This is a genomic window from Kitasatospora sp. CM 4170 (genome assembly GCF_032110285.1).
In the GTDB taxonomy this organism is placed as follows: Bacteria; Actinomycetota; Actinomycetes; order Streptomycetales; family Streptomycetaceae; genus Kitasatospora; species Kitasatospora aburaviensis.
In genome coordinates, this window is sequence record NZ_CP134877.1 from 8,326,046 (window position 1) to 8,352,642 (window position 26,597).

The 26,597-nt window shown below is 75.3% G+C and carries 26 protein-coding genes; 15 read left to right on the forward strand and 11 right to left on the reverse strand.

The features are described 5' to 3' along the window. Position 1: 1 nt before the first annotated feature. Complete coding sequence (locus tag RMN57_RS34715; protein WP_313767268.1) at positions 2 to 451, forward strand: SRPBCC domain-containing protein; 450 nt, start codon at positions 2 to 4, stop codon at positions 449 to 451. 29 nt (positions 452 to 480) lie between these two features. Here RMN57_RS34715 and RMN57_RS34720 read toward each other — a convergent pair whose 3' ends face one another. Both RMN57_RS34720 and RMN57_RS34725 read right to left on the reverse strand, forming a co-directional pair. Continuing rightward, complete coding sequence (locus RMN57_RS34720) at positions 481 to 1,770, reverse strand: aromatic acid exporter family protein (protein WP_313767269.1); 1,290 nt, start codon at positions 1,768 to 1,770, stop codon at positions 481 to 483. A 106-nt stretch (positions 1,771 to 1,876) separates the two neighbouring features. Beyond that, a complete protein-coding gene (locus RMN57_RS34725; protein ID WP_313767270.1) occupies positions 1,877 to 2,617 on the reverse strand; it encodes a polyprenol monophosphomannose synthase in 741 nt (246 codons plus the stop codon). 468 nt (positions 2,618 to 3,085) lie between these two features. On the opposite strand from RMN57_RS34725, the gene RMN57_RS34730 reads away from it, so the two are divergent. Then, the gene (locus RMN57_RS34730; protein WP_313768063.1) at positions 3,086 to 4,969 is read left to right on the forward strand and encodes an amino acid transporter; all 1,884 of its coding nucleotides are present in this window, start codon (positions 3,086 to 3,088) and stop codon (positions 4,967 to 4,969) included. A 31-nt stretch (positions 4,970 to 5,000) separates the two neighbouring features. On the opposite strand, the gene RMN57_RS34735 is transcribed toward RMN57_RS34730, so the two are convergent. Then, positions 5,001 to 5,270, reverse strand: a complete 270-nt coding sequence (locus RMN57_RS34735) for a GlsB/YeaQ/YmgE family stress response membrane protein (protein ID WP_313767271.1) — start codon at positions 5,268 to 5,270, stop codon at positions 5,001 to 5,003. Positions 5,271 to 5,498: 228 nt separating this feature from the next. On the opposite strand from RMN57_RS34735, the gene RMN57_RS34740 reads away from it, so the two are divergent. Both RMN57_RS34740 and RMN57_RS34745 read left to right on the forward strand, forming a co-directional pair. Then, entirely contained in the window at positions 5,499 to 6,947 is a 1,449-nt protein-coding gene (locus RMN57_RS34740; RefSeq protein ID WP_313767272.1) for a WGR domain-containing protein, read from the forward strand. 148 nt (positions 6,948 to 7,095) lie between these two features. Then, positions 7,096 to 7,464, forward strand: a complete 369-nt coding sequence (locus RMN57_RS34745) for a hypothetical protein (RefSeq protein WP_238864246.1) — start codon at positions 7,096 to 7,098, stop codon at positions 7,462 to 7,464. Positions 7,465 to 7,554: 90 nt separating this feature from the next. Here RMN57_RS34745 and RMN57_RS34750 read toward each other — a convergent pair whose 3' ends face one another. Together RMN57_RS34750 and RMN57_RS34755 are read right to left on the reverse strand one after the other, a co-directional pair. Next, positions 7,555 to 8,058: a response regulator transcription factor gene (locus tag RMN57_RS34750; RefSeq protein ID WP_313767273.1), complete on the reverse strand. Its 504-nt coding sequence runs from the start codon at positions 8,056 to 8,058 to the stop codon at positions 7,555 to 7,557. After that, a complete protein-coding gene (locus tag RMN57_RS34755; RefSeq protein WP_313767274.1) occupies positions 8,058 to 9,143 on the reverse strand; it encodes a histidine kinase in 1,086 nt (361 codons plus the stop codon). The genes RMN57_RS34750 and RMN57_RS34755 overlap by 1 nt, the downstream gene beginning before the upstream one ends. Before the next feature lie 312 nt (positions 9,144 to 9,455). Here RMN57_RS34755 and RMN57_RS34760 point away from each other — a divergent pair, with 312 nt between their 5' ends. The 4 genes from RMN57_RS34760 (at position 9,456) to RMN57_RS34775 (ending at position 13,677) form a co-directional block, all read left to right on the forward strand. Beyond that, a complete protein-coding gene (locus tag RMN57_RS34760; RefSeq protein ID WP_313767275.1) occupies positions 9,456 to 10,220 on the forward strand; it encodes a DUF2306 domain-containing protein in 765 nt (254 codons plus the stop codon). A gap of 77 nt (positions 10,221 to 10,297) precedes the next feature. Continuing rightward, on the forward strand, positions 10,298 to 10,768 hold the full coding sequence (locus RMN57_RS34765; protein WP_313767276.1) for a hypothetical protein: 471 nt from the start codon (positions 10,298 to 10,300) through the stop codon (positions 10,766 to 10,768). A gap of 69 nt (positions 10,769 to 10,837) precedes the next feature. After that, positions 10,838 to 12,955 carry an MMPL family transporter gene (locus tag RMN57_RS34770; RefSeq protein WP_313767277.1) on the forward strand — a complete coding sequence of 706 codons (2,118 nt, stop codon included), beginning with the start codon at positions 10,838 to 10,840 and terminating at the stop codon, positions 12,953 to 12,955. A gap of 101 nt (positions 12,956 to 13,056) precedes the next feature. Continuing rightward, the gene (locus tag RMN57_RS34775; protein ID WP_313767278.1) at positions 13,057 to 13,677 is read left to right on the forward strand and encodes a MarR family transcriptional regulator; all 621 of its coding nucleotides are present in this window, start codon (positions 13,057 to 13,059) and stop codon (positions 13,675 to 13,677) included. Positions 13,678 to 13,700: 23 nt separating this feature from the next. On the opposite strand, the gene RMN57_RS34780 is transcribed toward RMN57_RS34775, so the two are convergent. Further along, complete coding sequence (locus RMN57_RS34780; protein WP_313767279.1) at positions 13,701 to 14,471, reverse strand: TetR/AcrR family transcriptional regulator C-terminal domain-containing protein; 771 nt, start codon at positions 14,469 to 14,471, stop codon at positions 13,701 to 13,703. 112 nt (positions 14,472 to 14,583) lie between these two features. Here RMN57_RS34780 and RMN57_RS34785 point away from each other — a divergent pair, with 112 nt between their 5' ends. Beyond that, complete coding sequence (locus RMN57_RS34785; RefSeq protein WP_313767280.1) at positions 14,584 to 15,768, forward strand: FAD-dependent monooxygenase; 1,185 nt, start codon at positions 14,584 to 14,586, stop codon at positions 15,766 to 15,768. 40 nt (positions 15,769 to 15,808) lie between these two features. Here RMN57_RS34785 and RMN57_RS34790 read toward each other — a convergent pair whose 3' ends face one another. Both RMN57_RS34790 and RMN57_RS34795 read right to left on the reverse strand, forming a co-directional pair. After that, a complete protein-coding gene (locus RMN57_RS34790) occupies positions 15,809 to 17,719 on the reverse strand; it encodes a hypothetical protein (RefSeq protein ID WP_313767281.1) in 1,911 nt (636 codons plus the stop codon). 63 nt (positions 17,720 to 17,782) lie between these two features. Next, positions 17,783 to 19,315, reverse strand: a complete 1,533-nt coding sequence (locus RMN57_RS34795; RefSeq protein ID WP_313767282.1) for an SDR family oxidoreductase — start codon at positions 19,313 to 19,315, stop codon at positions 17,783 to 17,785. A 353-nt stretch (positions 19,316 to 19,668) separates the two neighbouring features. Here RMN57_RS34795 and RMN57_RS34800 point away from each other — a divergent pair, with 353 nt between their 5' ends. Both RMN57_RS34800 and RMN57_RS34805 read left to right on the forward strand, forming a co-directional pair. Beyond that, a complete protein-coding gene (locus RMN57_RS34800; RefSeq protein WP_313768064.1) occupies positions 19,669 to 20,319 on the forward strand; it encodes a CBS domain-containing protein in 651 nt (216 codons plus the stop codon). A gap of 203 nt (positions 20,320 to 20,522) precedes the next feature. Beyond that, entirely contained in the window at positions 20,523 to 21,173 is a 651-nt protein-coding gene (locus RMN57_RS34805; RefSeq protein ID WP_313767283.1) for a beta-glucanase, read from the forward strand. 69 nt (positions 21,174 to 21,242) lie between these two features. Here RMN57_RS34805 and RMN57_RS34810 read toward each other — a convergent pair whose 3' ends face one another. Together RMN57_RS34810 and RMN57_RS34815 are read right to left on the reverse strand one after the other, a co-directional pair. After that, positions 21,243 to 21,614, reverse strand: coding sequence for a hypothetical protein (locus tag RMN57_RS34810; protein WP_313767284.1), 372 nt, complete (start codon positions 21,612 to 21,614; stop codon positions 21,243 to 21,245). A gap of 805 nt (positions 21,615 to 22,419) precedes the next feature. Further along, positions 22,420 to 22,830: an organic hydroperoxide resistance protein gene (locus RMN57_RS34815; protein WP_313767285.1), complete on the reverse strand. Its 411-nt coding sequence runs from the start codon at positions 22,828 to 22,830 to the stop codon at positions 22,420 to 22,422. Positions 22,831 to 22,967: 137 nt separating this feature from the next. Here RMN57_RS34815 and RMN57_RS34820 point away from each other — a divergent pair, with 137 nt between their 5' ends. From RMN57_RS34820 to RMN57_RS34835, 4 genes are all read left to right on the forward strand, one after another. After that, positions 22,968 to 23,495, forward strand: coding sequence for a MarR family transcriptional regulator (locus tag RMN57_RS34820; RefSeq protein WP_313767286.1), 528 nt, complete (start codon positions 22,968 to 22,970; stop codon positions 23,493 to 23,495). 253 nt (positions 23,496 to 23,748) lie between these two features. Continuing rightward, on the forward strand, positions 23,749 to 24,234 hold the full coding sequence (locus RMN57_RS34825; protein WP_313767287.1) for a DUF2975 domain-containing protein: 486 nt from the start codon (positions 23,749 to 23,751) through the stop codon (positions 24,232 to 24,234). Next, entirely contained in the window at positions 24,234 to 24,455 is a 222-nt protein-coding gene (locus RMN57_RS34830) for a helix-turn-helix transcriptional regulator (RefSeq protein WP_313767288.1), read from the forward strand. Before RMN57_RS34825 ends, RMN57_RS34830 begins: the two co-directional genes overlap by 1 nt. A 139-nt stretch (positions 24,456 to 24,594) precedes the next feature. Then, entirely contained in the window at positions 24,595 to 25,344 is a 750-nt protein-coding gene (locus tag RMN57_RS34835) for an ATP-grasp domain-containing protein (RefSeq protein ID WP_313768065.1), read from the forward strand. Positions 25,345 to 25,512: 168 nt separating this feature from the next. Here RMN57_RS34835 and RMN57_RS34840 read toward each other — a convergent pair whose 3' ends face one another. Then, positions 25,513 to 26,544: an NAD(P)-dependent alcohol dehydrogenase gene (locus RMN57_RS34840; RefSeq protein ID WP_313767289.1), complete on the reverse strand. Its 1,032-nt coding sequence runs from the start codon at positions 26,542 to 26,544 to the stop codon at positions 25,513 to 25,515. Positions 26,545 to 26,597 lie beyond the last annotated feature (53 nt).

A 26,597-nucleotide genomic window follows, 5' to 3' on the forward strand; every position in this document is an offset into this window, starting at 1 on the left:
CGTGACCGTCCCGGCCGTCCGCCTCACCGTCTACCTGCACGCCACGCCCGAGCACGTCTGGCACGCCCTCACCAACGCCGACGAGTCCGGCGTCTACTGGGGGCACCGCAACGTCTCCACCTGGCTGCCCGGCGCCGCCTGGGAGCACCGCCGCACGGACGACTCCGGCGTCGCCGACGTGGTCGGCACCGTCGTCGAGGTCGAGCGCCCGCACCGGCTGGTCACCACCTGGGCCGGCCCGGACGAACAGCGCCCGGCCGGCCCGTCCCGGGTGACCTTCCGGCTCCAGGGCCACCGCGACCTCACCCGGCTCACCGTCACCCACGACGACCTCGCCGACGAGCGGGAGCAGGCCGACGCCGAGGCCGGCTGGTCGGCGGTGCTGTCCAACCTCAAGACCTACCTGGAGACCGGCCGCCCGCTCCCGCAGGAACCCTGGCTGATGCCCTGATGCCCTGACGCCCTGCTGCCCCGACCGGCTCAGTCGGCCCGGTCGCCCGCCGGCGGATGCTGCTCGCGCCGCTCGCGCCGCCGCCGGGCCGGCCGCAGCCGGTCGGCGCGCAGGCTCTCACCGCGTGCCAGCCGGCGCAGCCAGGCGAACCGGGAGAACCGCTCCCGGCTCGCCACCGCCGCCCGGTCCAGCTCCTCCATCAGCCGCCGGCCGCGGTGTTCGAGGTCCAGCTCGTCCAGGATCCGGTCCACCTCGGCGAGCAGCGAACCGTGCAGCTGCCAGGCCTCCGGGTGCTCCTGGACCCGCTGCAGCAGCAGCTGGGCGACGTTCTCCCGACTGGCCCAGGAGGCCGCCAGCTCGGCGGTGAGCCGTTCCTCGGCCTCCTCGGCGTTGCGGCTGACCGGGGTGGTGACCAGGACGGCGAAGCTCACCAGCGCCCCGCCGATGTGCGCCAGCAGCTCCTCCAGCGCCACCGCCACGTCGGCCGGGAAGAGCCGCTCGCCGGGCGCCCGCCGCTTGGCCAGATCGGTGATCGAGCGCGCCAGCACCCGGATCACCACCACGCAGATCTCCAGGGTGTCGAGGCCGGTGCGCAGCACCAGCCGGGAGAGCAGGCCCTCGCTGATCCTGGGGTTGAGCCGCAGGCTGTCCTCGGCCTGCCGCAGTGCGGCGTCCACGTCGGCGATCGCCTGGTCGAGGCGGCGGGCCTCGTGCAGCCGCTGGGCCGCGCGCTCCACCGGGATGGGCCGCCCCAGCTCCTCGCCGATGCCCAGCAGCAGGTGGCGGGCGCGCCGGGCGAGGTCCTCGATCGACTCGCCGGCGGTGTCGAGCCAGACCGGCGGGGCGAAGACCAGGTTGAACACCAGCCCGACGACGGCCCCGATCAGCGTCTCCAGCACCCGGTCCCAGGCCTGCGAGGTCACCTGCGAGACGCCCAGGATGAGCATGGCGCTGATCGCCACCTCCTGGACGAACTCGTCCACCCGGACGAACCGGCCGATGGTCAGCGAGGCCAGGATGATCAGCCCGAGGCTCCACCAGGAGAGGCCCACCACCGAGCTGAAGCCGATCGCGATCAGCACCCCGACCACCACCGAGTTGACCCGGCGGATGCTGGTGGTCAGCGTCGAGTAGACGGTCACCTGGACCACCAGCAGGGCCGTCAGCGGCGCGGTGAGCGGCGCGGGTTCACTGCTCAGCTGGGTGGCCACCGCGTAGGAGAGGGTGGCGGCGACGGTCGCCCGGATCGAATAGACGACGAAGGGCTCGCGGGCACCTCGGCGCACCACGGTGGCGACGGACTCCCGGGTAAGGGCCATGAGGCCGTTCTTCCCCGTGACGGACCCGCCCACCGCCGATCCGGCCCACGGATACCCGAAAGAGCCCGTTCCGGCCGACCGGCGCCCGGCAGGATCCGAAAGAGGCCTAAGCCTGCCTGCGGTGCCCGAGCCGCAGCTTCCAGGGGGCCATCGCCGACTCGACCTGCACGCCGAGGCTCATCTTGGAGGCGCCCTTGATCCGCTCCTCGAAGCGGATCGGCACCTCGCGGATGGTCAGCCCGCGCGTGACCACGCGGTAGTTGAGCTCGACCTGGAACGAGTAACCGTTGCTGGTGACCGACGGCAGGTCGATCGCCCGCAGCGTCTGCGCCCGCCAGGCCTTGAACCCGGCGGTGGCGTCCCGGACGCCCAGGCTGAGGATGGTGTTGACGTAGAAGTTGGCCCAGGCGGAGAGCGCCTTGCGGTGCCACGGCCACTCCTCGGCGGTGGAGCCGCCCGGCACGTACCGGGAGCCGAGCACCACGGCGGTGTCGTCGGCCAGCAGCGTCTCCACCATGACGGGGAGCACCGAGGCCGGGTGCGACAGGTCGGCGTCCATCTGGACGACGACGTCGGCGCCGTCCTCCAGGGCCCGGGTCATGCCGGCCACGTACGCGCGCCCGAGGCCGTCCTTCTCGGTGCGGTGCAGCACGCTGACCGTGCCGGGGGAGTCTGCGGCGAGCTTGTCGGCGACCTCGCCGGTGCCGTCGGGGGAGTTGTCGTCGACCACCAGCAGGTGCAGACCGGGCATCGCGAGGTCCGCGAGCAGGCCCGCGAGGACCGGGAGGTTCTCCCGCTCGTTGTACGTGGGCACGACGACGACGACCTTCGGGGAGGCCTCGACCATGTTCTTTCCCTCGGTTGATCCACGGCCGGTGCCGCGCCCCCTGGCGTCCGCTCCCGACCGGACGTTTGTCCACTCCGGTCGGGCGAGTCTAGCCGGGGTGGTACGTGCCCGGTCCCACCGCCCGCGGCTCCCGGCCGTCGCCGCTGCTCAGGCCGGGTGAGCGCCGAGCGGGGGACGCGCCCGGACGCGCCCTCCGCGTTGCGGGGCGGCGGAGTTCCGGTCACATAGCCTGACCGGGCCGTCCGTCCGGCGACCGGTGGCCGGCGTGCGCGTGGCCGGTGGCCGGCGCGCGGGTGCCGGCGGCCCGTGGCCGGTGCCGGGCCGGTGGGTCGGGAGCCGCGTGCGGGTGGGCGGCCGGAGTCGTGGACAGGAGTGCAGGTGAGCTCGTCAGCTTCGGCCGATCCGGGGGCGGCGCCGTCGGCGCGGGGCGGGAGGTTCCGCGCGTGGCTGCTCGAAGGCCTGTCCGACATGGCGAAGCAGCACCCGGGCCCGCACGCCCAGACGCCGGTCGAGCACAAGGGCGCCCGCTGGTGGCGCGTGATGTGCCTGACCGGTCTGGACTACTTCTCCACCCTCGGCTACCAGCCCGGCATCGCCGCCCTGGCGGCCGGCCTGCTCTCCCCGGTGGCGACCGTCGTCCTGGTGCTGGTGACCCTGTTCGGCGCGCTGCCGGTCTACCGGCGGGTGGCCAAGGAGTCGCCGCACGGGGAGGGCTCGATCGCCATGCTGGAGCGGCTGCTGTCGTTCTGGCAGGGCAAGCTCTTCGTCCTGACGCTGCTCGGCTTCGCCGCCACCGACTTCATGATCACCATCACCCTCTCGGCGGCCGACGCCACCGCGCACCTGGTGGAGAACCCGCACCTGAGCAGCTCGCTGACCGACAAGGAGGTGCTGATCACGCTCGTCCTGATCGCCCTGCTCGGCGGCGTCTTCCTGAAGGGCTTCAGCGAGGCGATCGGCCTGGCGGTCGTCCTGGTGGCCGTCTACCTCGCGCTGAACGTGATCGTGGTGGTGAACGGGCTCTGGCACGTCCTGGAGTCCCCGCACCTGATCACGGACTGGGCCGACGCGCTGACCGCCGAGCACGGCAACGCGATCGCGATGATCGGGGTCGCCCTGATCACCTTCCCCAAGCTGGCGCTCGGCCTCTCCGGCTTCGAGACCGGCGTCGCCGTGATGCCGCACATCGAGGGGGATCCGGACGACACCGAGGAGAAGCCCACCGGGCGCATCCGCGGCGCCCGCAAGCTGCTCACCACCGCGGCGCTGATCATGAGCGTCTTCCTGATCACCACCAGCTTCATCACCACCCTGCTGATCCCCCCGGCGGCGTTCGAGCCCGGCGGCGAGGCCAACGGCCGGGCGCTCGCGTACCTGGCCCACGAGAACCTGGGCAGCGCCTTCGGCAGCGTCTACGACCTCTCCACCATCCTGATCCTCTGGTTCGCCGGCGCCTCGGCCATGGCGGGCCTGCTCAACCTGATGCCCCGCTACCTCCCCCGCTACGGCATGGCTCCGCACTGGGCCCGGGCGGTCCGCCCGACCGTCCTGGTGCTCACCGCGATCGCCTTCCTGGTGACGTGGATCTTCGACGCCAGCGTCGACGCCCAGGGCGGCGCGTACGCCACCGGCGTGCTGGTGCTGATCAGCTCCGCCGCGATCGCGGTGACCATCGCCGCCCACAAGGCCCGCGAGCGCAACTGGACCGTCGGATTCGCCGTGATCGCCGCGGTCTTCCTCTACACCACCGCGGTCAACATCGCCGAGCGGCCGGACGGGGTGAAGATCGGCGCCTGCTTCATCGCCGGCATCATCCTGCTGTCACTGGCCTCCCGGCTCAAGCGCGCCTTCGAGCTGCGGGTGACCGACGTCGAGCTGGACATGGTCGCCGAGCGCTTCGTCCGCGACTACACCCACCGCCCGATCCGGCTGATCGCCAACGAGCCGAACGGCCGCGACCTGGCGGAGTACCAGGAGAAGAGCCGGCAGATCCGCACCGACAACGACATCCCGGCCGAGGACGACCTGGTCTTCGTCGAGGTGACGGTCCGCGACCCGTCCGAGTTCGAGGCGGTGCTGAGTGTCCACGGCGAGGTGCTGCACGACCGCTACCGGGTCCTCACGCTGGAGCACTCCAGCGTGCCGAACGCGCTGGCCGCGCTGCTGCTCCAGGTGCGCGACCTGACCGGGCAGCAGCCGCACATCTACTTCGAGTGGACCGAGGGCAACCCGTTCGCCCAGTTCTTCCGCTTCTTCCTGCTCGGACAGGGCGAGGTCGCCCCGGTCACCCGCGAGGTGCTGCGCGAGGCCGAGCCCGACCGCGACCGCCGCCCCCGCGTCCACGTCGCCTGAGGCCCCGGCCGGGCCCCCGGCAACGGGGGGCCTAGCGTCCGGCGCGGGACTTCGAATACGCGGGCGCGACGAGGGCGACCAGGCCGACGGCGAAGCCCAGCTGGAGGAGGTGGCGGATCCAGTCGATGCCACCGGTGTGCCGCACCCCGATCCACCCGGCCGCGGCGTTGCCGAGCAGGGCGCCCCCGGCGCCGAGCAGCATGGTCAGCCACCACGGGATCGCCTGCGGGCCGCGCAGGAGCAGCTTGGCCAGCACGCCCAGCACGAAGCCGATGAGCAGAATCCACAGGAGCTGGAACATCACATTCCGCCTTTCGAGGGATATTGTCCGATGATTCCCCTGTTTGTCCTCCCGGACACCTCGGCCGCGGGCCGGCCGTACCCCGGCGGTGGCGGGCCGGTGGCGGGCGGTTGCGCCGCCGGGGCCGGGGGCGCCGGACGCGCTGTCAGTCCCTGGGCATAGCTTCTGGGGTGTCGCCGGGCACGCCGCCCGCACCGATTCCCGCCGAGCGCCCGGAAGGGGCCCCGCATGCCTGTCGCCGCCGACGAGCAGACCACCTACCTGGAGCTGTCCGAGGACACCGGCAGCGCCCACAAGTTCTACGAGGTCCGGGTCGCCGGGGTGGACGTGACGATCACCTACGGGCGGATCGGCGAGGGCGGCCAGGCGAAGACCACCAGCTACCCGTCGCCGGAGAAGGCCGCCGCCGCGGCGGCCAAGAAGATCGGCGAGAAGGTCCGCAAGGGCTACGCCCCGGCCGTGCGCGGGGTGCGGCAGCGCCGCGCGGTGACCCGCCGGGCGATCACCAGCAGCCGCTCGACCGCCCACCAGGCCCCGGTGCTCTGGCGGTTCCGCTCCGGCGCCGCGGCCTTCGGCATCTTCGTCGGCGAGGAGCACGCCTGGGTGGGCAACGAGCGCGGCGACGTCTACACGCTCACCCACGACGGGCAGGTCACCGGTCGCTACGGTCTGCCGGACGGCGTGAAGTGCATCGTCGCCGACGACTGGTGGATCTACGCCGGCTGCGACGACGGCAAGGTGTACGACCTCGGCGGCAAGGTGCCGCGGGTGGCGTACGAGATCGCCGCCGACGTCGACATCTACTGGCTGGACATCCACGACGGCGTGCTCGGCGTCGCCGACGCCCGCGGCGGGATCACCACCGTCGACCACGAGGACGAGTTCCAGTGGCGGCGCAAGGCCGAGGGTACCGACGGCTGGATGGTCCGCTGCGACGAGGACGGCGTCTACCACGGGCACTCGCGCGGGGTGGCGCGCTACGCCGCGCGCGGCGGCGAGCCGCTGTGGCATACCCGGACCGACGGCGACGTGCTGTTCGGCTGGCAGGAGCGCGAGGAGGTGTTCGCCGCGACCTCGCGCGGCTCGGTGCACCGGCTGCGCAAGTCCGACGGCTCGGAGACGGCCCGCTACCGCTGCGACGCCGCCGTCTTCTCGTGCGCCGCGTCGCCCGACGGCCGCTACGTCTTCGCCGGTGACAACCACTCCTCGGTGTACTGCTTCGCGGCGGACGGCACCCGGCTCTGGAAGCTCGGAACCGGCTGCGGCTCCGCGTACAGCATGCAGTACCGCGACGGCAGGCTGTACCTGGTGACCACCGACGGCTCGCTGGTCTGCCTGGACGCGAGCGAGGAGGCGGTGCGGGCGGCCGAGGAGGGCCGGCTGCCGCAGGCCGCCGAGGTCGACGGCAGCGGCTGGACGGCGTCGGTGGCCGGCGCCGAGGTCGAGTCGGTGGTCGCCGGCTCGGCGGCGGCCGCGGGCGGCATCGAGGTCGAGTGCGTCGCGGACGGCGGCCGGCTGCGGGTCCGGGTGGTGTCGCCCGGCTTCGACCAGGCCCGCCGGGTGCAGTTCCCGAAGGACATCCGGGTGCCCGGCGCCCGCTACCTGGTGGCCGAGGTGCTCGAGTCCGGCTCCGGGGCCTTCTACCGCGCCCGCGGTGACATCAAGCGCCTGCTCTGACGGCCGACCCGCGGCACACCGGGCGCAGCCTGTCAACGGCGGCAATCGCGTCGGGGACCGGACCGGAAAGCCACTGTCCGTGTCCGGTCACCCGCCGATAGGAATATGCCAGGTGCGGACGGACCGCGCCGACGAGAGGAGCCGCTCCGTGTCCCGTCTCCGTGCCGCCGCCCTGACCCTGGGCGCCGCTGCCGCCGCCCTGACCCTGTCGATGACCACCGCGCACGCCGCGCCCGGTGACACGGTGAACATGTGCGGAAGCTCGCTCACCCCGAGCGGCTACGTCGACGTGCAGTGGTGGAACAGCGCCGGCTGCGGGTCGGGCACCTTCACCCCCAACAGCAAGAAGATCATGCAGCTCACCGGCTACCCGGTCGGCACCGTGGTCAACGCCTGCGCCTCGACCTGGCCGCCGGCCGGCTGGGTGCAGGTCAGCGAGTTCTACAGCTCCGGCTGCAACTACTCCGCGGTGCCGAGCTTCGGCAAGAACAGCTGGCAGCTGAAGCGCGTCTCCTGACGCCGTACCGGCGGGCCCGCTGTTCCGCGCCGCGGGCCCGCCGGTTCCCGCCGTACCTCCCGCGGCCCTCGGTCCTCGGGGCCGCGGGGCTCACCGGGCCATCAGGCCGCCGCGGTAGGAGATGGCGACGGCCTGGGCCCGGTCCCGCGCGCCCAGCTTGGCCAGGACCCGCTTCATGTGGGTCTTCACGGTCGACTCCGCCAGCACCAGCAGGTCGGCGATCTCCGCGTTGGACCGCTCCTCGGCGGCCAGTCGCAGCACCTCGCGCTCCCGCGCGGTCAACCGGGCCAGCCGGGGATCCCCGTCCTCGGCTGCCGGCCCGCCCGGCGAGGCCGCGACCACCCGGGCGACCAGACTGCGGGTCACGGCCGGGTCGAGCAGCAGCTCGCCGGCGGCCAGCGTCCGCACGGCGTCGATCAGGCGCTCCGGCGAGGTGCGCTTGAGCAGGAAGCCCGCGGCGCCGGCCCGGAGCGCGCCCCAGACGTAGTCGTCGTGCTGGAAGACCGTCAGGACGAGGACCCGGGTGCGCAGGCCCGCCGCGACGATCCGGCGGGTCGCCTCGACGCCGTCGATCCCGGGCATCCGGACGTCCATCAGCACCACGTCCGGGGCCAGGCGGCGGCACAGCTCGACGGCCTGCAGGCCGTGCTCAGGACCAGGGCGACCCCGGCCCGCAGCAGCGCGTCGTCGTCCGCGACCAGGACGGTGACCTCCGCCGAGCCGGCCCGTGCGTGCCGCACGGTGTTGGTCAGCGCCTCCTGCACGATCCGGTACGCCGACACGTCGATGCTGTGCGGCAGCGCGCCCACCGCCGGGTCGACGCGGACGCCGACCCGGACCCCGGCCCGGCCGATCCGGCCGGTCAGCCGCGACAGGTCCGCCAGGCCCGGCCGGTCCGACGGGTCGTCCGGCGGGTCCTCGGGCGGGTCGTCGGGCGCCCGCTCCGGCGTGTCCGGACCGCCGCGGAGCAGCCCGAGGACCAGGTCCAGTTCGTCGAGCGACTCCCGCCCGGTGTGCTCCAGCTCCGCGAGCACCTCGCGGGCGCGCGCCGGGTCGTGGTCGAGCAGCCGCCGCGCCGCGCCGGCCTGCACCAGCATCAGGGTGACCGTGTGGCCCACCAGGTCGTGCAGCTCCCGCGCCATCCGGGTGCGCTCCTGGGCGACGGCCTCGCGGCGCAGCCGCAGCCGGGCGGCGTCCCGCTCCTCCAGCCGCCGCGCGGTGCCGTAGCCGAGGGCCCAGCCGAGCAGCCAGACGAACAGCACGCCGGCCGGGATCGCCGGGTAGGTACGGGCGCCGTCGACCCGCGCGAAGTACCCGGCCATGGTGGCCAGCGCCACGAACGGCCCGAGCCGGGCCCGCCCGCGGGAGGCGTGCAGGCCCAGGGAGTAGAGGCCGATGAGGTTGGCGTAGGGCGACACCGGGCTGCCGAGGCCGAGGAGCGATTCGGCCGCCAGCGCGGCCGAGCCGGCGACGTAGGACGCCAGCGGCGCCGTCCGGCGGGCGGCCAGCGCGCCGGCGACGGCCAGGCTCAGGGCGGCGGCCGGGACGGCCCGGCCGCCGAGCCCGTCCGAGGCTCCGACCCGCCCCACCAGCATCGCGACGAGGAAGGCGGCTGCCAGCGCGGGGTCGAGGAACCGGTCGGGGAGGCGTGCCCGGAGGCCGGTGGCGGGTCGGTTCAACGCGGCTCCTGGCGTCTCGGTGGCGGGCCCGGCGCCTGCCGCGCTCCCGGAACGGCCCGTTGCGGGCGGGGCCATGGGGCATGGTCAGGGTCATGGGACACGGTCAGGGGCACGGGCAGGGGCACGGGGTGGGGACCGGGGGAACGGTAGCGGCCCGGCCCGCCGCGCACATCGCCCTCCTGGGGTATTCGGGGCCGCCCCGCCGGGGTGGTCGGCCACCCCGGTCCGGCCCCGGCCACCCCCGTCGGGGCAGCCGCGAGGACCCCGCCGGGAGGAAGCCCCCGCCGCCTCCCGCTCCGTAGCTTTCGCGGTATGAACCCGTCTACCGCCGACCGCGTGCCCCCGGCCGACCTTCCCGGCCGGAGCCCCCGGCCGCGGGCGGACCGGGCCAGGCCGGTCCGCTCCCTCCGCCGCCGGACCGGCTGGGCCGTGATGACCCTCCTCGCCGCGGCGACCGCCCTGCTCTCCTCCCGCTACTTCACGCTGGATCAGGACACCTTCCTCGACGGGCAGCAGGCCGTCTACACCGCCCACCTCGCCCCGCTCCTGCTGCACATCGGAGCCGGCGTCCTCGCCCTGCTGCTCGGCCCCTGGCAGTTCCTCCCCGGATGGCGGGCCCGGCACCCCGGTGCGCACCGGTGGACCGGCCGCGCCTACCTGGTGAGCGCGGCGCTGACCGGCGTGGGCGGTTTGCTGCTGGCCCCGCGGGCACTGGTCCCGCCGGTGGCCCCGGTGGGTTTCGCGGTGCTGGGCGGCCTCACCCTCGCCGCCTCCGCCGCGGCCCACCGGACCGCCCGGGCGCGGCGGTTCGACCGCCACCGGCGCTGGGCGATCAGGTCGTACGCGCTGATCCTGACGGCCGTCACCCTCCGGATCTGGCTGCCCCTCTTCGACGCCGTCGGCGCGGAGTTCGACACCGCATACGCCGGTGCGGCCTGGGCGCCCTGGCTGATCAACCTGCTCGTCGCCGAGTACCTGATCGGCCGCCCGGCCGCCGCGCCGGCGGACACCCCGGCCGCCCCGGAAGGGCCACCGCCGGACGTGTCGGCCCCGGCCGGGCCGCCCGGTCGTCCATGATGGGCCCACGATGCGGGCCGCGGGGGAGGCGCCCCCGCGGCCCGCAGCAGAGCCGTCGACCCGAGGAGAGCCGCGCCGTGAACGAGCGTCTGCTGCGCCTGACCGGAGCCGTCACCGCCGTCTACGGGTTCGCCGTCGCGCGCCGCCCGGAGCTGCTGGCCCGCCCGTCCGGGATCGGCGGCCCGGACGGGTCGGTCCCCGCGGACGTGGCCGCGTGCCTGCGCCCGCTCGCCTTCCGCGACGCCGCCTGCGGCCTCGCCATGGTCCTGGCCCCGGACGCGTCCGCGCTGCGGACGGCCACCCTGCTGCGGATCGCCTCCGACCTGGGTGACGCCGCGCTGCTCGCCACCGCGCTGCCGAAGCGGCGGCACCGGGCGATGGCGGTGGCGGTGTCGCTCGGCTGGGCCGCGCTCTCCGCGGCCGGACTGCTGGCGCGGCCCCCGGCCGACCGCGGACACGCGGAGCGCCGGCCCGAGCCGCACCGCCCCCGGCGGCGCAGGCTCAGGGGCGCGGGCCCGCGGCGCGCCGCGGGAAATCTCAGCCGGTGAAGTATCTCGATGATTGAGAGATAGGATGCGGCGGACCGTCACCGGCCCCGCCACGAAGGGCGTTCCACGATGCTCACCGGCCGCCCCACCGCCCGGCGCCGAGCCCGGCTGCTGATCCCGCTCGCCCTGCTGGTGGCCTGGCTCGGCCTCGGCGGCGCCTTCGGCCCGTACGCCGGACGGCTCTCCGAGGTCGCCACCAACGACCGGGCCGCGTTCCTGCCCCGCAGCGCCGAGTCGACCGAAGTCGCGCGACTGGGGCAGGAGTTCCAGACCCCCGCCACCCTGCCCGTGATCGTGGTCTGGGAGAGCCGCACCGGCGCCGTCGACGCCGGGCAGCGCGCCGCCGCGGAGGACGTGCTGCGCGCCGCCGCGACCGTCCCCGGCGCCACCGGGCGGGTCTCGCCCGCTCTGACCGCCGCGGACGGCCGGGCTCTGCAGGGCGTCGTCCAATTCCGCTCCGACCTCGGGCGGCAGACCGGCGACAGCGTCCGGGCCGTGCGCGCCCTCGCCGAGCAGGTGCCGGACACCGAGGTCGGCCTGGCCGGCCCGGCCGCCGTCGCGGCCGACCTGGGCCGCGCGTTCGCCGGCATCGACGGGCTGCTGCTCGGCGTCGCGCTCGGTGTGGTGCTGCTGATCCTGCTCGCCGTCTACCGCAGCGTGCTGCTCCCGCTGCTGGTGATCCTCGGCGCGGTCTTCGCCCTCGCCACCGCCTGCGCCCTGGTCTACCTGCTCGCCGACCACGGCCTGGTCCGGGTGGACGGCCAGGTCCAGGGCCTGCTCTCGATCCTGGTGATCGGCGCCGCCACCGACTACGGCCTGCTGCTCTCCGCCCGGTTCCGCGAGGAACTGCACCTGCACGGGGACCGGTTCGCCGCGATGCGGACCGCCTGGCGGCAGTCGGTCGAGCCGATCGCGGCCTCCGGCGCCACCGTCGCCCTCGGTCTGCTCGTCCTGCTGCTCTCCGACCTCACCAACAACCGGGCGCTCGGGCCCGTCGGCGCGATCGGGATCGGCTGCGCGGTGGTCTCGGCGCTCACCTTCCTGCCGGCGGCCCTCACCCTGCTCGGCCGCACCGCCTACTGGCCGGCCCGCCCGGCCGCCGACGGGCGGGCGCCGGTGCACGCCGTGTGGCAGCGGGTGGCCGCGCTGGTCGGCCGCCGGCCCCGGACCACCTGGGCCGCGAGCCTCGCGGTGCTGGCCGCGCTGGCCGCCTTCGCCCCGGCGCTCGACTCCGGCGGCGTCCCGCAGTCCGAACTCTTCGTCAAACCCCAGCCCTCGGCAGACGGCCAGCGACTGCTCTCCGCGCACTTCGCCGGCGGCGCCGGCAACCCGGCGGTGGTGCTCGCCGCGGCCGGGCACGCCGGGGCGGTGACGGCTGCGGCCGCCGTGCCCGGGACGGCCGGCGTCCGCCCCTACACCGGCGGCGCGCCGGGGGCCGCGCCCAGGACCGTCGACGGGCGGGTCCGGCTGGACGTCACGCTCGCCGACCCGGCCGACAGCGACGAGGCCATCGCCACCGTGCGCCGGCTGCGGGAGGCCGTGCACGCCGTACCGGGCGGGGAGGCGCTGGTCGGCGGGTACACCGCGCAGCAGTACGACACCCGGGTCACGGCGGAGCGCGACCGGTCGCTGATCATGCCGGCGGTGCTGCTCTGCGTCCTCGCCGTCCTGGTGCTGCTGCTGCGCTCACTGCTGGCCCCGGTGCTGCTCGCCGCCACCGTCGCGCTCTCCTACCTGGCCACGCTCGGCGTCAGCGCCGTGGTCTTCCCGCACGTCCTCGGCTTCACCGCCACCGACCCCTCGGTGCCGCTGTACGGGTTCGTCTTCCTGGTCGCGCTGGGGGTGGACTACAACATCTTCCTGATGACGCGGGTCCGGGAGGAGGCGCTGCGGGTCGGCACCCGGGAGGGCGTGCTGCGGGGGCTGACCGCGACCGGCGGCGTGATCACCTCGGCCGGGGTGGTGCTCGCGGCGACCTTCGCCGCGCTGAGCGTGATCCCGCTGGCCTTCCTGGCGCAGATCGCCTTCATCGTGGCCTTCGGCGTGCTGCTGGACACCCTGCTGGTGCGCTCGCTGCTGGTGCCCGCGCTGGTCCGCGACCTGGGCGACCGGGTCTGGTGGCCGGCCCGGGTGCGGCCGGCGACGGAGCGGGCGGCCGTGCCGGAGCAGGTCGGCGAGCGGGTCTGACGGTCCGCCGGGCGGCGCCGGGCGTCGGCGGGCGTGGTGAGCGTGGTGGGCGGCCGATAGGCTGATCGGGTAAACGCCGTACGCGACCGGAGCGGATCACCTTGTCGGAGCAGGAGCCGAGGACGACCCCGCCCACCGTGCCCGGATCGCCCGCCTCGCCCGGCGTGCCCGCCTCGCCCGGATCGCCCGCCTCGCCCGGCGTGCCCGCCTCGCCCGGATCGCCCGCCTCGCCCGGCGTGCCCGCCCCGGCCGACCCGGCAGCGTCGGACGCGCCGGCGCTCGGCCGCCTGCTCCAGGACCTCGCCTCCGAACTCAACCTGCTCGGCCACGGCTTCGCCGCCGCCAGCGGCCTGCACGCCACCGACGTCCAGGCGCTGCTGGCCGTGATGCGGGCGGCCCCCGGCCCGGACGGCGGCCCTGGCGGGATCACTCCCGGCCGGCTGCGCGACGAGCTGGCCCTGACCTCCGGGGCGGTCACCGCCGTGCTCGACCGGCTGGAGCGGGCCGGGCACATCCGCCGCACCCGGGACGCCGCCGACCGCCGCCAGGTGTTCGTGCACTACCTCCCGGGCGCCGGGCGGATGGCCGGCGAGTGGTTCGCGCCGGTGGCGCGGCGCACCGAGGCCGTGCGCGGCGAGTTCACCCCGGCCGAGCTGGCCGCCGTGGCCCGCTTCCTCGGCCGGATGACCGAGGAGCTGGAGGCCCTGCGCCACACGCGCTGAGCCCATGCCCCCGGTGATCCGTTTCAGCTGCCCGCGGGCCCGCTCCGGCGGGTGATCAGGGCCTCCAGCCCGTCCAGGATGCGTTCCAGGCCGAACCCGAACGCCTCGTCCTGCCCGCCGTCGACGGCGACTTCCCGGGTGGCGGCGGCCAGGGCCGGGAAGCGGTCCGCGTGCTCCTGGAGCAGGCCGCCGAGGGCGGCCAGCAGCTCCGACTCCGGCTCGCCGCCGGGCCCCGCCGCCCGGGCCTGCTCGGCGATGCTGCGGACGTGGCCGGCGAGCAGGACGGCGGCGTCCATCCGCTCCGGCCCGGTCAGTCCGGTGCCGTCCAGGGCGGCCACCACCCGCTCCAGCCACGCGAGCTCCCTGGGGCCCATCAGCCGGGGGCCCACGGTGGCGTCCAGCAACCACGGGTGTGCGGCGAACGCAGCCGCCAAGTGGTGTGACCAGTCGAGGAGTTGACCGCGCCATCCGGACGGCTCAGTCGGCGCGACCGGCTCGGTCGGCTCGCCGACCGCCGCCTCCACCATCAGGGCGACCAGCTCGGCCTTGCCGGGCAGATAGCGGTAGAGCGACATCTTGGTGTAGTCCAGCAGCCCGGCCACCCGTTGCATCGAGACGGCGCCGAGCCCTTCCGCGTCCGCGATCTCGATGCCTGCGCGGGCGATCCGGTCCAGGCTGAGGGCCGGCTTCGGGCCACGGGCCGGCTTCGGCGGTGGGCCCCAGAGCAGCTGTGCCGTCGCACTCGCCCCGCTGCCGGATCCACTGCCCGATGCCCTGCTCGATCCGCTGCTCAATCCCGCTCCCGCGCCCTTGTCTTGCCGAACCGTCGAACTGTGTCTACCGTACACAGCGATAATCAGTGTCCGCCGGACACAGTTTTGGTTCTGATCGGATGGAGTGGTCCCCTTGGGCGCGAAGGTCCTCATCTCCGGCGCGAGCATCGCAGGCCCCGCGCTGGCCCACTGGCTGGCCCGGTACGGCTTCGAACCCACCGTCGTCGAGCTGGCGCCCGCCCTGCGCGGCGGCGGCCAGGCGGTCGACTTCCGGGGTGCGACCCACCGCACCGTGCTGGAGCGAATGGGTCTGCTCGACGAGCTACGGGCGATCGCCACCGGCGGTACCTCGATGAGCTTCGTCGACCCGAACGGCCGGCGAAGGCTCCACCTGCCGGCGGACTTCGCCGGCGGCGAGCTGGAGGTGCCGCGCGGCGAACTGGCCCAGGTGCTGTACCGGCACAGCCTGCCGGGCACCGAGTACGTCTTCGGCGACTCCATCACTGCGCTGCAGCAGACGCCCACCGGCGTCCGCGCCGAGTTCCGGCAGGGCGCGCCCCGCGTGTTCGACCTGGTGATCGGCGCGGACGGCCTCCACTCCAACGTCCGCAGGCTGGCATTCGGCCCCGAGCGGCACTACGTCCGCCACCTCGGCTACTACGCCGCCACCTGGCAGTTGCCCAACTACCTGGACCTTCCTCCCGGTTCGGTCGGCCTGAACGTTCCGGGCCGGCTCGCCGCGGTCGGCCGCGACCACCGGGACCGCTCCAGGGTCGGAGCCTTCCTGCTCTTCGCCGCGCCCGAACTCGACTACGACCGGCACGACACCGGGCAGCAGAAGGCGTTGCTCCGGAAGGCCTTCGCCGGGCTCGGCTGGGAGGTGCCCCGGCTGCTGGCGAGCCTCGACGACGCCCCCGAGCTCTACTTCGACTCGATCAGCCGGGCCGACGTCCCCGCCTGGTCCACCGGCCGGATCGCCCTGGTCGGGGACGCCGCCTGCGGCGCCACCATCGGCGGCATGGGCACCGGCACCGCGGTGGTCGCCGCCTACGTTCTGGCCGGCGAGCTCGCCCGGTCCCGCGGCGACCACCGGGCCGCCTTCACCCGGTACGAGAACGCCGTCCGCGGCTACGCCGAGGGCTGCCAGAAGGGCGGCGACCGCACCGGTCCCTTCCTGGCCCCCGGCACGGCGGCGGGACTGCGGTTGCGCAACGCCCTGCTGGGCCGGAGCTGGATCCTGAACCGGATGCTGGAGCTGGGCAGGAAGGTCAGCACGATGGAGCTGACCGACTACCCGGCCGACCTGACGGTACGTTGAACGGTCCTGAGCGGTTCGGTGTCCGGGGCCGGGCGCCGGCTCAGCGGAGCGGGGCGATCCGGGTGCCGCCGTCCAGCACGCCCTCGACCGTGACGGCGGCCCGGGCCGGGCGCTCGACGGCGAGGGTGTGGTCGGGCACGGGGCGGTCGGCCGTCCAGTCGGGCCCCTTGACGCCGATCCGGGCGACCCGCCGACTGCCCGCCGCCAGCAGGAACTCGGTGCCCTGCGGGGAGCGCCACCACGTCCAGCCGACCGTGTCCTGATCGAACCGGCTGCACGCCCGCCCCGGACCGCCGCCGGTGCGCTGCGGCCCGCGCGCCCCTGGCAGCAGGACGGCCGTCGCCGCGCTGCCCTCGCCGTCCCAGCGGTCCGCCCGCAGGCAGACCCAGGACGCCGCACCCGCGCTCTGCGGCAGCTGCTGGACGGCGAACGCCCAGAGGTTGAGCTGTTTGACCCCGGGTGAGGCGTCCGGCACCGCGCAGCCGCCCCGCGCCCAGGCCTGCAGCGCGTCCGGGCCGGCCGCCTCGCGCGGCTCCCGGGCGGGCTGGGCGCGGTCCGGCGGCGGCGTGTAGGTGAGGTGCGCCGGGACCAGCCCGCCGAGATCGGCCAGCAGGAAGACGTGCTTCTCGGCGATGGTGGGCGAGGAGCGCAGCTGGAGCACCGCGGCGCCCCGGCAGTCGGCCAGTGGCCCCGGGGAGGCGGCCGTCGCGGGCGCCGCCGCCGCGGCGGTCACCCCGTCGGTCCGCTCCAGCGGCTTGGCGGGCGCGTCGGGCTGGTCCGAGCGCCGCAGGTCGGCGGCCTCGATCCACGGCGCGAGCAGGTACCGGGCCGAGGTGCCCTGACGGCGCAGCACCACCGCCGCGGCCGTGGTGACGCCCGCGTCGTCGGCCCGGGCGAGGTCCAGCCCGCCGCCGCGCCCGTCGGTGTAGCGGGCGAGCCGGCCGCCGTCGTACAGCACCACCACGGCGGCGCCGTCGACCGTACCGGCGAAGAGCAGGTGCGGCGGGCCCTGCGGCGGGGCGGTGTCGGTGCCCGGTTCGGCCCGGGTCTGCGGGCCGGGCTGCGCCCAGGCGGTCAGGGCGCGCCCGAGCAGGGCGGGGTCGTCCCGGCGGTCGCCGCGGGCGGGCCAGGCGGAGAAGTCCATCCGTGCGGTGTGCTGCCACCGGTCGGCCGGGGTGCGGACCAGCCGGCCCGGATCGGACGCCGTGCCGGCCGGCGGGACGGGCCGGGGGCGGGCGGCGGTCGCACCGCCCCCGCCCTCGCCGGCGCCGGAGCCGGCCAGGACGGCGGCGGTGGTGGTGAGGGCGAGCACGGCGACCCCCAGCGAGACGCCCCAGGCCCGGCGCCGGCGCAGCAGGTCGGTCGGCTGGACGCGGACCGCGCAGGGGTCGAAGGCCGGCCGCCCCGGCTCCGACCCGGCGCGGAGCCGCTCGGCCCGCTCGACCGCCGGGCCGGGCTCGGCCGCACCGGCCTGCCGCAGCGCCCCGGCGGCCTGGGCCGGCGTCAGCCCGTCCACGGCGAGCAGGGCGAACGCCGCGCGGGCGGGCGCGTCGAGTCCGGCGAGCCCGCGGTCCAGCGCCGCGTCCGCCTCACCGCCGCCGGGCGTGAACAGCCGCAGCCCCCAGACCCGTGGCGCGAGCAGCCGCTCGCCCGGCCGCGGCCGCAGCGCGGCGCGCAGCACCCGCTGCCGCAGGGCGGCGTAGAGCGGGTCCTCGTCGGGCCCGAGGGGCTCGGCCAGCAGGTCCCGCAGGGTCCACCGGGACGGCAGCGCCCGCTGGACGGCCGCGTGCGCGGCCAGCACCCGGCTGTGGCGGTCCCGGTCGGCCGGCAGTGCCAGGTACGCGAGCCGGACCAGCCGCCGGTAGTGGCGGACCAGTGCCGCCTCGGCCTCGGCCACCGGCCGCCCGGCCGTGCCCCGCGGAGGTCGCCCCGCGTCTATCCGTCCTGCCAACGCGTCCTCCGCCGGGCCGTCCGTGGTGCCGTGTGTGCTCTGGTGGACGGTCCAACGAGTCGATCATGTGATGGTTGCGCCGGGTGGGGCGGGTTCCCGCGGGGCGGCCTCGGCCCGCTCGGCGATCCGCCGGGCCATGCCCCCGAACACCGCCGCGTGGAACGGCGCGACCGACCACCAGTACGCGTGCCCGGCCAGCCCGTGCGGGTGGAAGAGGGCCCGCTGGCGGTAGCGGCTCCCGCCGTCGCCGTCCGGGGCGACCGAGAGCTCCAGCCAGGCGAGCCCGGGAAGCCGCATCTCCGCGCGCAGCCGCAGCAGCCGGCCCCGCTCGATCTCCTCCACCCGCCAGAAGTCCAGCGAGTCGCCGATCCGCAGCCGCGCCGGATCGCGGCGGCCCCGGCGCAGACCGACCCCGCCGGCCAGCCGGTCGAGCAGGCCGCGCAGCGCCCACGCGAGCGGGAAGGAGTACCAGCCGTTCTCGCCGCCGATGCCCTCGACCACCCGCCAGAGCTCCGCCGGCGGGGCGATCACGCGGCGCTCCCGCACGTCCTGGTAGAGGCTCCCGCCGGCCCAGTCGGGGTCGGTGGGCAGCGGATCGCTCGGCGCGCCCGGGACGGAGGCGGAGGACCAGCGGGTGGTCACGTCGGCGTCCCGGATCCGGTGCAGGGCCAGCTCCACGGCCCGGTCGAAGCCGGTGAGCCCGCCGGGCGGGTCGGGCACGTACCGGGCGATGTCGTGCTCGGCGCAGACCACCTCGTGCCGCAGCGACTCCACCAGCGGCCGGGCCAGCCGGTTCGGCACCGGCGTGACGAGCCCGACCCAGAGGCTGGAGAGCCCGGGGGTGAGCACCGGGACCGGCAGGATCACCCGGTGCGGCAGCCCGGCGACGGCGGCGTACCGCTGCATCATCCGCCGGTAGGTGAGGACCTCGGGGCCGCCGAGGTCGAAGGCCCGGTGCACCTCCGGCGGCAGGAGCGCCGCGCCGGTGAGGTAGCGCAGCACGTCGCGGACGGCGATCGGCTGGATCCGGGTACCCACCCAGCTCGGCGTGACCATCACGGGCAGGCGCTCGGTCAGGTAGCGGAGCATCTCGAAGGAGGCCGAGCCGGAGCCGATGATCACGGCGGCCCGCAGCTCGGCGGTGGGCACTCCGCAGGAGCGCAGCACCCGGCCGACCTCGGCGCGGGAGCGCAGGTGCGGGGAGAGCTCGTGCGGCGGCACGCCGCGGGGGAGCAGCCCGCCGAGGTAGACGATCCGGCGGACGCCCGCGCGTGCGGCCGCCTCACCGAACGCCCGGGCGGCGGCGCGGTCGGTCGCCTCGAAGTCGCGGCCGGTGCCCAGCGAGTGCACCAGGTAGTAGGCGACGTCGATGCCGGCGAAGGCCCCGGCCAGCGTGTCGGGGCGGGTGACGTCCCCCCGGGCCGCCTCCACCCGGGCGCGCCACGCGTGGTCGCGCAGCCGTCCGGGGTCGCGGACCAGGCAGCGCACCGAGTGGCCGGCGGCGAGCAGCTCGGGGACGAGGCGGCCGCCGAGGTAGCCGGTGGCTCCGGTGACCAGGCAGCGCAGCGGGGGAGCGGGGTTGGTCGGTGCGGTCATGTCGGCTCCAGCGCCTCGGGGCGGTGGTGGCAGGGACGGCGGTGTGCGGGGGGCCTGGTGCTGCGGGGCCTGGTGCTGCAGGGTCGGTCGGTCCCTCCGAGCAGCTTCTCCCCGCCGGGCGCGGGCCGCCACAGCACAGGCGCGTGCCGGGCGCGCCGCGCCCGGCGGACCGGCCGTGAACGGGGTGTTCGGCGTCAGGGGCCGTTGGTCCCGCGTTTTCAGCCCCTTGGCCCCTGGCGGTCCCCGCTGCCAGGGGCGATGCTCCAGGTACCGCGGCCGGACGACGGTCGTCCGGCCGACATCGCTCGCGGACGAGGTGAACCGGCGTGCGGCATGCCAGCGTCGAATCAGTGATGACCAGCCCCGTGGTCGGGATCGCGCCCGAAACCGGCTTCCGGGAGATCGTCGCCCTGTTGGCCGAGTACGACATCACCGGGGTGCCGGTGGTCGACACCGAGGGCCGGCCGCTCGGCATCGTCTCGGAGGCGGACCTCCTGCTCACCCTGGCGGCCCAGGAGGACCCGGGCAGCCTGCTCCCGGCCCCCGAACTGACCCGCACCGGTCCGGGCGGCGCCGTCACGGCGGCCGATCTGATGACCGGCCCGGCGGTCTGCACCACCCCCGGGACGAGTGTGGTCGCGGCGGCGCGGCTGATGGCCCGGCACGGCGTGAAGCGGCTGCCGGTGCTGGACGAGGACGGCCGGGTCTTCGCCATGGTCAGCCGCGGCGACCTGCTGCGGGTCTTCCTGCGCGAGGACCGGGTGATCCGCCGCGAGATCGTCGAGGAGGTGCTCGGCCGGATCGAGGGGGTCAGCCCGGCCGAGGTGGGGGTGGAGGTCGACCAGGGCCGTGTCGTGCTCAGCGGCACCGTTCCGGAGCCGTACCTCGTCCCGATCGTGCTGAACCTCTGCCGCTCGGTCGACGGCGTCGTCTCGGTCACCGACCGGCTCGCCAGCCTCCGCGGCTTCGGCGGGACCGGCGCCGAGGTGACGCCGGTCGGCTGACCGTCGCCGCGGCCTCCCGGCCGCCGCGGCCCGGGCTTCCAGGGCGCCGCGGTGCCGGACTCGCGGCCGCCACGGCCCCGGCTTCCCGGCCGCCCATGGATCCGGACGGTCCGCTTCGCATAGTGCGGAGCGTACCGGGTAAGTCACCCTGTGTGTCCGCCGGTGGAGGGCCGGCGGCGCGCAGGGGCACCGGGGAGGCGGCCGTGGCAGTCGTGTTCGACGCGGACTTCACCTCGACCAGGCAGTGGACGGCGGGGCGCAGCAGCGCCTATCCCCAGATGGGGCCGACCAACCGAGGCGACCACAAACTCGACTTCCTCAGTCGCGCGTACTGCCCCGGCGGTGTCTTCGCGGCCACCCGGCGGCGCGGCAGCGACCTGTGGACCTGCAACCTGCTCACCACCGAGGGCAGTCCCGAGGGCTTCCAGGTCCGCACCGGGGACGTGCTCGGCGCGGAGGTCACGCTCCCGGTCGAGCTCGGCGCCTGGCCGGCGATCTGGACGTGGCGCGACGGCGGCAACGAGGTGGACGTCTTCGAGTACCACCCCGACAACCCGGACCTCCTGGAGATCTCCAACCACGTCCGCGGCGGCTACCGCTACTGGCACGGGGCCGCGGCCGGTATAGCCCCGGGCGCGACCTTCCGGCTGCGCACCGTGTTCGGCGCCCAGTCCGTGGACTGGTTCGTCGACGACACGCTGATCCACGCCGACCGCCGCGGCGTCGGGCCGGGCTGGCACGCCTATCTGATCGTCAACATGTCCGTCTCGGACGGCACCTACCACGACCGGCCGCCCGTGCTCGGGCCGCCCCGGCTCAGCTGGGTCTGCCACGGGCTCTGGGTCGAGCGCTGAGGCCGGCGGGTTCAGGGCCGCGGCCCGGGGCGGTGGCGGGGTCCGGAGGCCCGGGCCCCGGAGCCCGGCTCAGGACCCGGGCGGCAGGGTCGCGGTGATCAGGCCGCGCGGGCCGGTGCGCTGGAACCAGACCACCCGGCGGTGCGGACCGATGTACGCGGGGTGGGTCACGTACAGGTCGTTGCGCGGGGCCCGCTCGTTGCCGGGGGCGAGTGCCGCGTCGACCGCCTCGGCGGCGATGGCGCGCAGCAGCGCGTGCGCGGTCGTGGTGGCCGCGGACGGGGCGATGGCGAGGGCGGTGAGCTCGTCCCAGAGCCGGGTCGAGACGTAGGAGATCGGCGAGTAACCGAGGGCCGGGTGCAGGCGCCCGTCCTCGTAGCGGCGGAGCGCCCCGGTCGCGACGAGCCGCTCGGGGTCGTCGATCGGTGGGTGTCGGTCCATGGTCAGTAACGCTACCCCCGGCGTGCTGCCCGGCGGGGCGGGAGGTCGGTTCCGGGCATTCTCAGACAATCCTCACGCTCGTCCGGTCGGTTTCGGGCGCACGATGGGTGGGTGGGGGCCGGTCGCCTCGGCGGCTCCGGTCCCGGGCCGGCAGAGGAGGTCCGCGATGTATCACTGGAACGGGCACGGCCACGGCCACGGTCTGAGCGGCTGGGGGATGGGTCTGCTGGCGCTCGGGATGCTGGTGCTTCTGGCGGTGCTGGTGCTGGCCGGGATCGCGCTGGTCCGCCACCTCTCGCGGACGCAGCGGCCCGTCGCGCCGGGGCCGTGGGGACCGGTCGGGCCGGGTGGTGCCGGTGGTGCCGGCGGACCGGTGGGGCCGGGTGCGCCGGTCGGACCGGGTGGGCCGCCCAGGGCTGCGCCACCGACGGCCGAGCAGTTGCTCGCGGAGCGGTTCGCGCGCGGGGAGATCGACGCGGAGGAGTACCGGCACCGGCTCGACGTCCTCCGATCGGTGGGTGGAGCCGGTGGTCCGGGTGGTGCCGGGCCGGGTGGAGGCGGCCCGGGTGGTGCCGGGCCCTCCGGTTCTGCGCCGGGTGGTCCTGCACCGGGTGGTCCTGCTCCGGGCGGGCCCGCTCCGGGTGCGGGTGGAGCGGGCGGCCCGGCGGCCGACGGCGGTCCGGTCGGGTAGCGGAGCAGCCGCGCCCGCCGCAGGCGGAGGCCCGGCCGGTCGGCCGGGAGAGACGGGCGGAGGCCCGCCGCGCGGGGTGCGCGGCGGGCCTCCGCCCGTCCGGGTGGGGCGAGGTCACTCGACGACGAGCTCGACCGGGATGTTCCCGCGGGTGGCGCGGGAGTAGGGGCAGACCTCGTGGGCCTGCTTGACCAGCAGCTGGCCGCTCTCGCCCGCGAGGGAGTCGGGCAGCTCCACACGCAGGACCACGCCCAGGCCGAAGCCGGCGCCGTCCTTGCCGATGGAGACCTCGGCCGTGACCGAGACCTCGCTGGTGTCGACCCGGGCCTGCCGGCCGACCAGGCTCAGCGCGCTCGCGAAGCAGGCCGCATAGCCGGCGGCGAACAGCTGCTCGGGGTTGGTGCCCTGCCCGTTCCCGCCGAGGGCGGGCGGCATCGCCAGGGCGAGGTCCAGCTGTCCGTCGGAGCTGACAGCGCGGCCCTCCCGGCCGTTCGCGGTGGCCACTGCGGTGTAGAGCGCGTCCATGGGTCCGTTCCCTTCCGTCCTGCGTCGGTCGTGCTTCTGTCCTCGGCGGCCTGGTGGGGCCGCCGTGCAGGTACAAGTAGAGCACGCAATTCAATTGCGCACAACTGAATGGCGTGCGCGGTCGGTACGATGGGGGCATGGCCACGCCCCCCGAGACCGACGAGACGCTCCGCGACCCGGACGAGTTCCGCGATGCGGAGGAGCTCCCCGATGCCGAGCTGCTCCGCCTCGACCAGCAGATCTGCTTCTCGCTGAACGCCGCCTCGCGCGCGTTCGGCGGCGTCTACCGGGTACTGCTCAAGGATCTGGGGCTCACCTACCCGCAGTACCTGGTCATGCTGGTGCTCTGGGAGCACGGGGAGCTTCCGGTGAAGCGGATCGGTGAGCTGCTGCGACTGGACTCGGGCACGCTCTCCCCGCTGCTCAAGCGGCTGGAGGCGGCCGGCCTCGTCCACCGGGAGCGCAGCCCCGAGGACGAGCGGTCGGTCACGGTCAGCCTCACCGACGCCGGGCTGGCCCTGCGCGACCGTGCCGGTCGGGTGCCCCGCCGGCTCCTCACCGCCACCAGCCTCCCGGTCGAGGACCTCGGCGCACTGCGCGCCCTGCTGGACCGCCTGACCGGCGCACTCGACGCGGCGGTCCTGGCGGCCGGCGCCGAGGACTGACCTTCACTGTTTCCCGGAGGGGATGTCCGGCCCCCGGTCCGGGGCCGCCCTTACCGGCTGTCCGCTGCAGCGCGGCCCGCCTCTCGGCGCTTCGAGAGGCGGGCCGCAGTCGTCCCGGGGGTCCCTGTCGGGTCGAGCCGGCCGCCGGCCGGCCCGCCGTGATGCGTTGCCGTCGCCCACCCGCAGGCCCGGCCCTTGTTCTACATATCGAAATTCGATAGATTCCCATCGCAACTCGATGGAAGGATGGGCCGTGGGAAGACTGACCGTGCGTGCGCTGCGCGCCGTGCTCGTGGTGGTGCTGGCCGGAACCGTGTGCGTACAGGCGCTGATGGTGTGGGCGTTGGCCACCGATCCGGAGGACGGGTCGCTCCCGCTGACCCCACTGCGCCTGATCACGATCGTGGGGCTGATGGCGGCCCAGGTCGCCCTGGTCTGCGTATGGCGGCTGGTGGCGATGGTGCGACGCGGAACCGTGTTCTCCCACGCCGCCTTCCGTTACGTGGACGGTGTGATCGGCGCCATCGTGGCGGCCGCCCTCGTGTGGTTCGCGGTCACGGCCGTCAATGCGCCGGGCCAGCGGGAGGACCCGGGCGTCACGGTGATCATGGCTGGTATCGGTGTGGCCATCCTGGGCGTCGCGCTCATCGTGCTCGTGCTGCGGATGCTGCTCGCCCAGGCCGTCGCGCGTGATGTCGAAGCGACGCAGATGCAAGCCGAGTTGGACGAGGTGATCTGATGCCGATCGCCGTCGACATCGACGTGATGCTGGCGAGGCGGAAGATGTCCGTGGGCGAGCTCGCGGACCGCGTGGGCATCACTCCCGCCAACCTGGCGGTACTCAAGAACGGCCGTGCCAAGGCGGTGCGCTTCACCACGCTCGCCGCGCTCTGCGAGGTGCTCGAATGCCAGCCGGGCGACCTGCTGCGCTGGGAGGCCGAGCTCGCCGCGGACGAGTGACGGGCCCCGGAGTGGGCCGCGGACGGCCCGCGGCCCCACGGCCCCGTCCAGCGGTAGCGGGCGCGGCAGGTCAACGTGGCGGCTTTGCGGAGCGGAGGGGGTTGCGGTGCTGGTCATGCCGGGGCGGCGGACGTCGACGATGGAGCTGCTGGCCGTCGAGGCGGCGGGTCGTGGGATGGTGGTCCGGGCGGCGGAGGAGCCCGGCCCGGTGGTGGGCCCGGCGCACTGGTACGGCGGGCCGGTCGCGGGCGCGCAGTTGGCGGGCCGGCTCGGGTTCGCGCTGCTCGAACCGACGGACGGCTGGCTCGCCGAGCTGCCTCGGGAGTTCACCGGCCGGGAGGTCCGGTCGGCGACCGTCGCGGACGCGTGGGCGCTCGATCGGCCGACGTTCGTCAAGCCGCCACGTGACAAGTCCTTCCCGGCGGACGTCTATGCCGACGGTTCCCGGCTGCCCGCCGGCCTGGACCCGGCGACGCCGGTGCTCCTCTCCGAGGTGGTGACCTTCGCGGCCGAGTACCGGCTGTTCCTGCTGGACGGCAGGATCGCCGCGGCGAGCCGGTACGCGGTGTTCGGCCGGCTCGACCCGCGCCCGCTCGGCACGGACGGGGCCGACCACGCTGACCGGACCACCGGCGCGGAGATCACGGAGTTCGTCGAGCGTCTGGTCGCCGCCGCCGGGCACACGCTGCCGAGCGCCGTCGTCCTGGACGTCGGACAGCTCCTCGACCCGTACCGTCCCGGCCACCGCTGGGCCGTGGTGGAGGCCAACATGGCCTGGTTCTCGCACTCCTACGCCGCCGACCCGGCCCGGGTGCTGGACGTCGTGCTGCGGGCCGCGGGGCCGCGCGAACGGGTCCGGCCGGCGGATCTGCCCTTCGTCCGGCACTGACCCGAGCCGCCCCGCGGGCGCGGCGGGCTGCAACGCAGGGTCGGATCGGTGGGGGCGCTGTCGAGTCCCTCCAGCACCATCGCCACCGGCGCCTGAGCCCCACCCACCCCGACGGGCCCTCGTGGTCGCCCGGCCCGTGCGGCCTGCGTGCCGGCCACGGTGACGGTGTCAGTCGGCCGACAGGCTGATCGCCACCTTGCCCGTGACGCGGCCGTCGAGAAGGTGTCGGACGGCTGAGGCGGTGTCGGCGAGCGGGTGGACGCTGTCCACGACCGGCCTGAGCCTGCCGGCGTCGACGAGAGCGGTCACGTCGCGCAGCCCGTCGGCGCGTTCGGAGGCGATGAAGGTTCCCAGGTGCTGGCCGGTGAAGGGGGACAGCAACTGTGCGCGGAGCTGCCGGTCGGTGCCGCCGAGCCAGCGGCCGCTCGTCTCGCCGCCGGTGATGACGAGCCTGCCGCGGGGCGTCAGGGCGCGGCGCAGGTCCCGCAGGCCGCGGTTGCCCGCGATGTCGATGATGACGTCGTAGGGCCGCGGGCCGGCGAGGAAGTCCTCGCGCGTGTAGTCGATCACCTGGTCGGCGCCGAGCGCCCGCACGGCGTCGAGCTTGGGGGTGCTCGCGACGGCGGTGACCCGGGCACCGAGGGCGTGGGCGAGTTGGACGGCGAAGGAACCCACGCCGCCGGCGGCCCCGGTGATCAGTACGTGCTGGCCCTCCTGGACCTTGCCGTTGTCGCGAACCGCCTGGAGTGCGGTGAGTGCGCTGACGGGTACCGTCGCCGCCTCCGCGAAGGTGAGTCCGGCCGGCTTGGGCGCGATCCGGTCGGGGCGGGCGGCGGCGAACTCCGCGAACGCGGCGGCCGCCGTGCCGTAGACCTCGTCGCCGGGCGCGAAGCCGGTCACCTCGGCGCCGACCGCCTCGACGACCCCGGCGATGTTGCGGCCGGGGTTGGGGAGCTTCGGCCTGCGCAGCCCGCTCACGGGCCGGACCGCGTACGGCAGGCCGGCCATCATGTGCCAGGTGCCCCGGTCCACGCTGGAGGCGCGCACCCGCACCAGCACGTCGCCCGGCCCGATGCCCGGCCGGGCGAGCCGTGCCACGCGCAGCACGGCTTCCGGCTCGGTGCCGTAGCGCTCCTGCACGACGGCCGCCATCGTCCCGGGCCCGTCCGTGGTCGCGATCGACTCGCTCGTGTTCCGCATCGTCACTGTCCCGGTTCCGTCTCTCGCCCACCTGCGGCGCAAGCCCAAAGGGG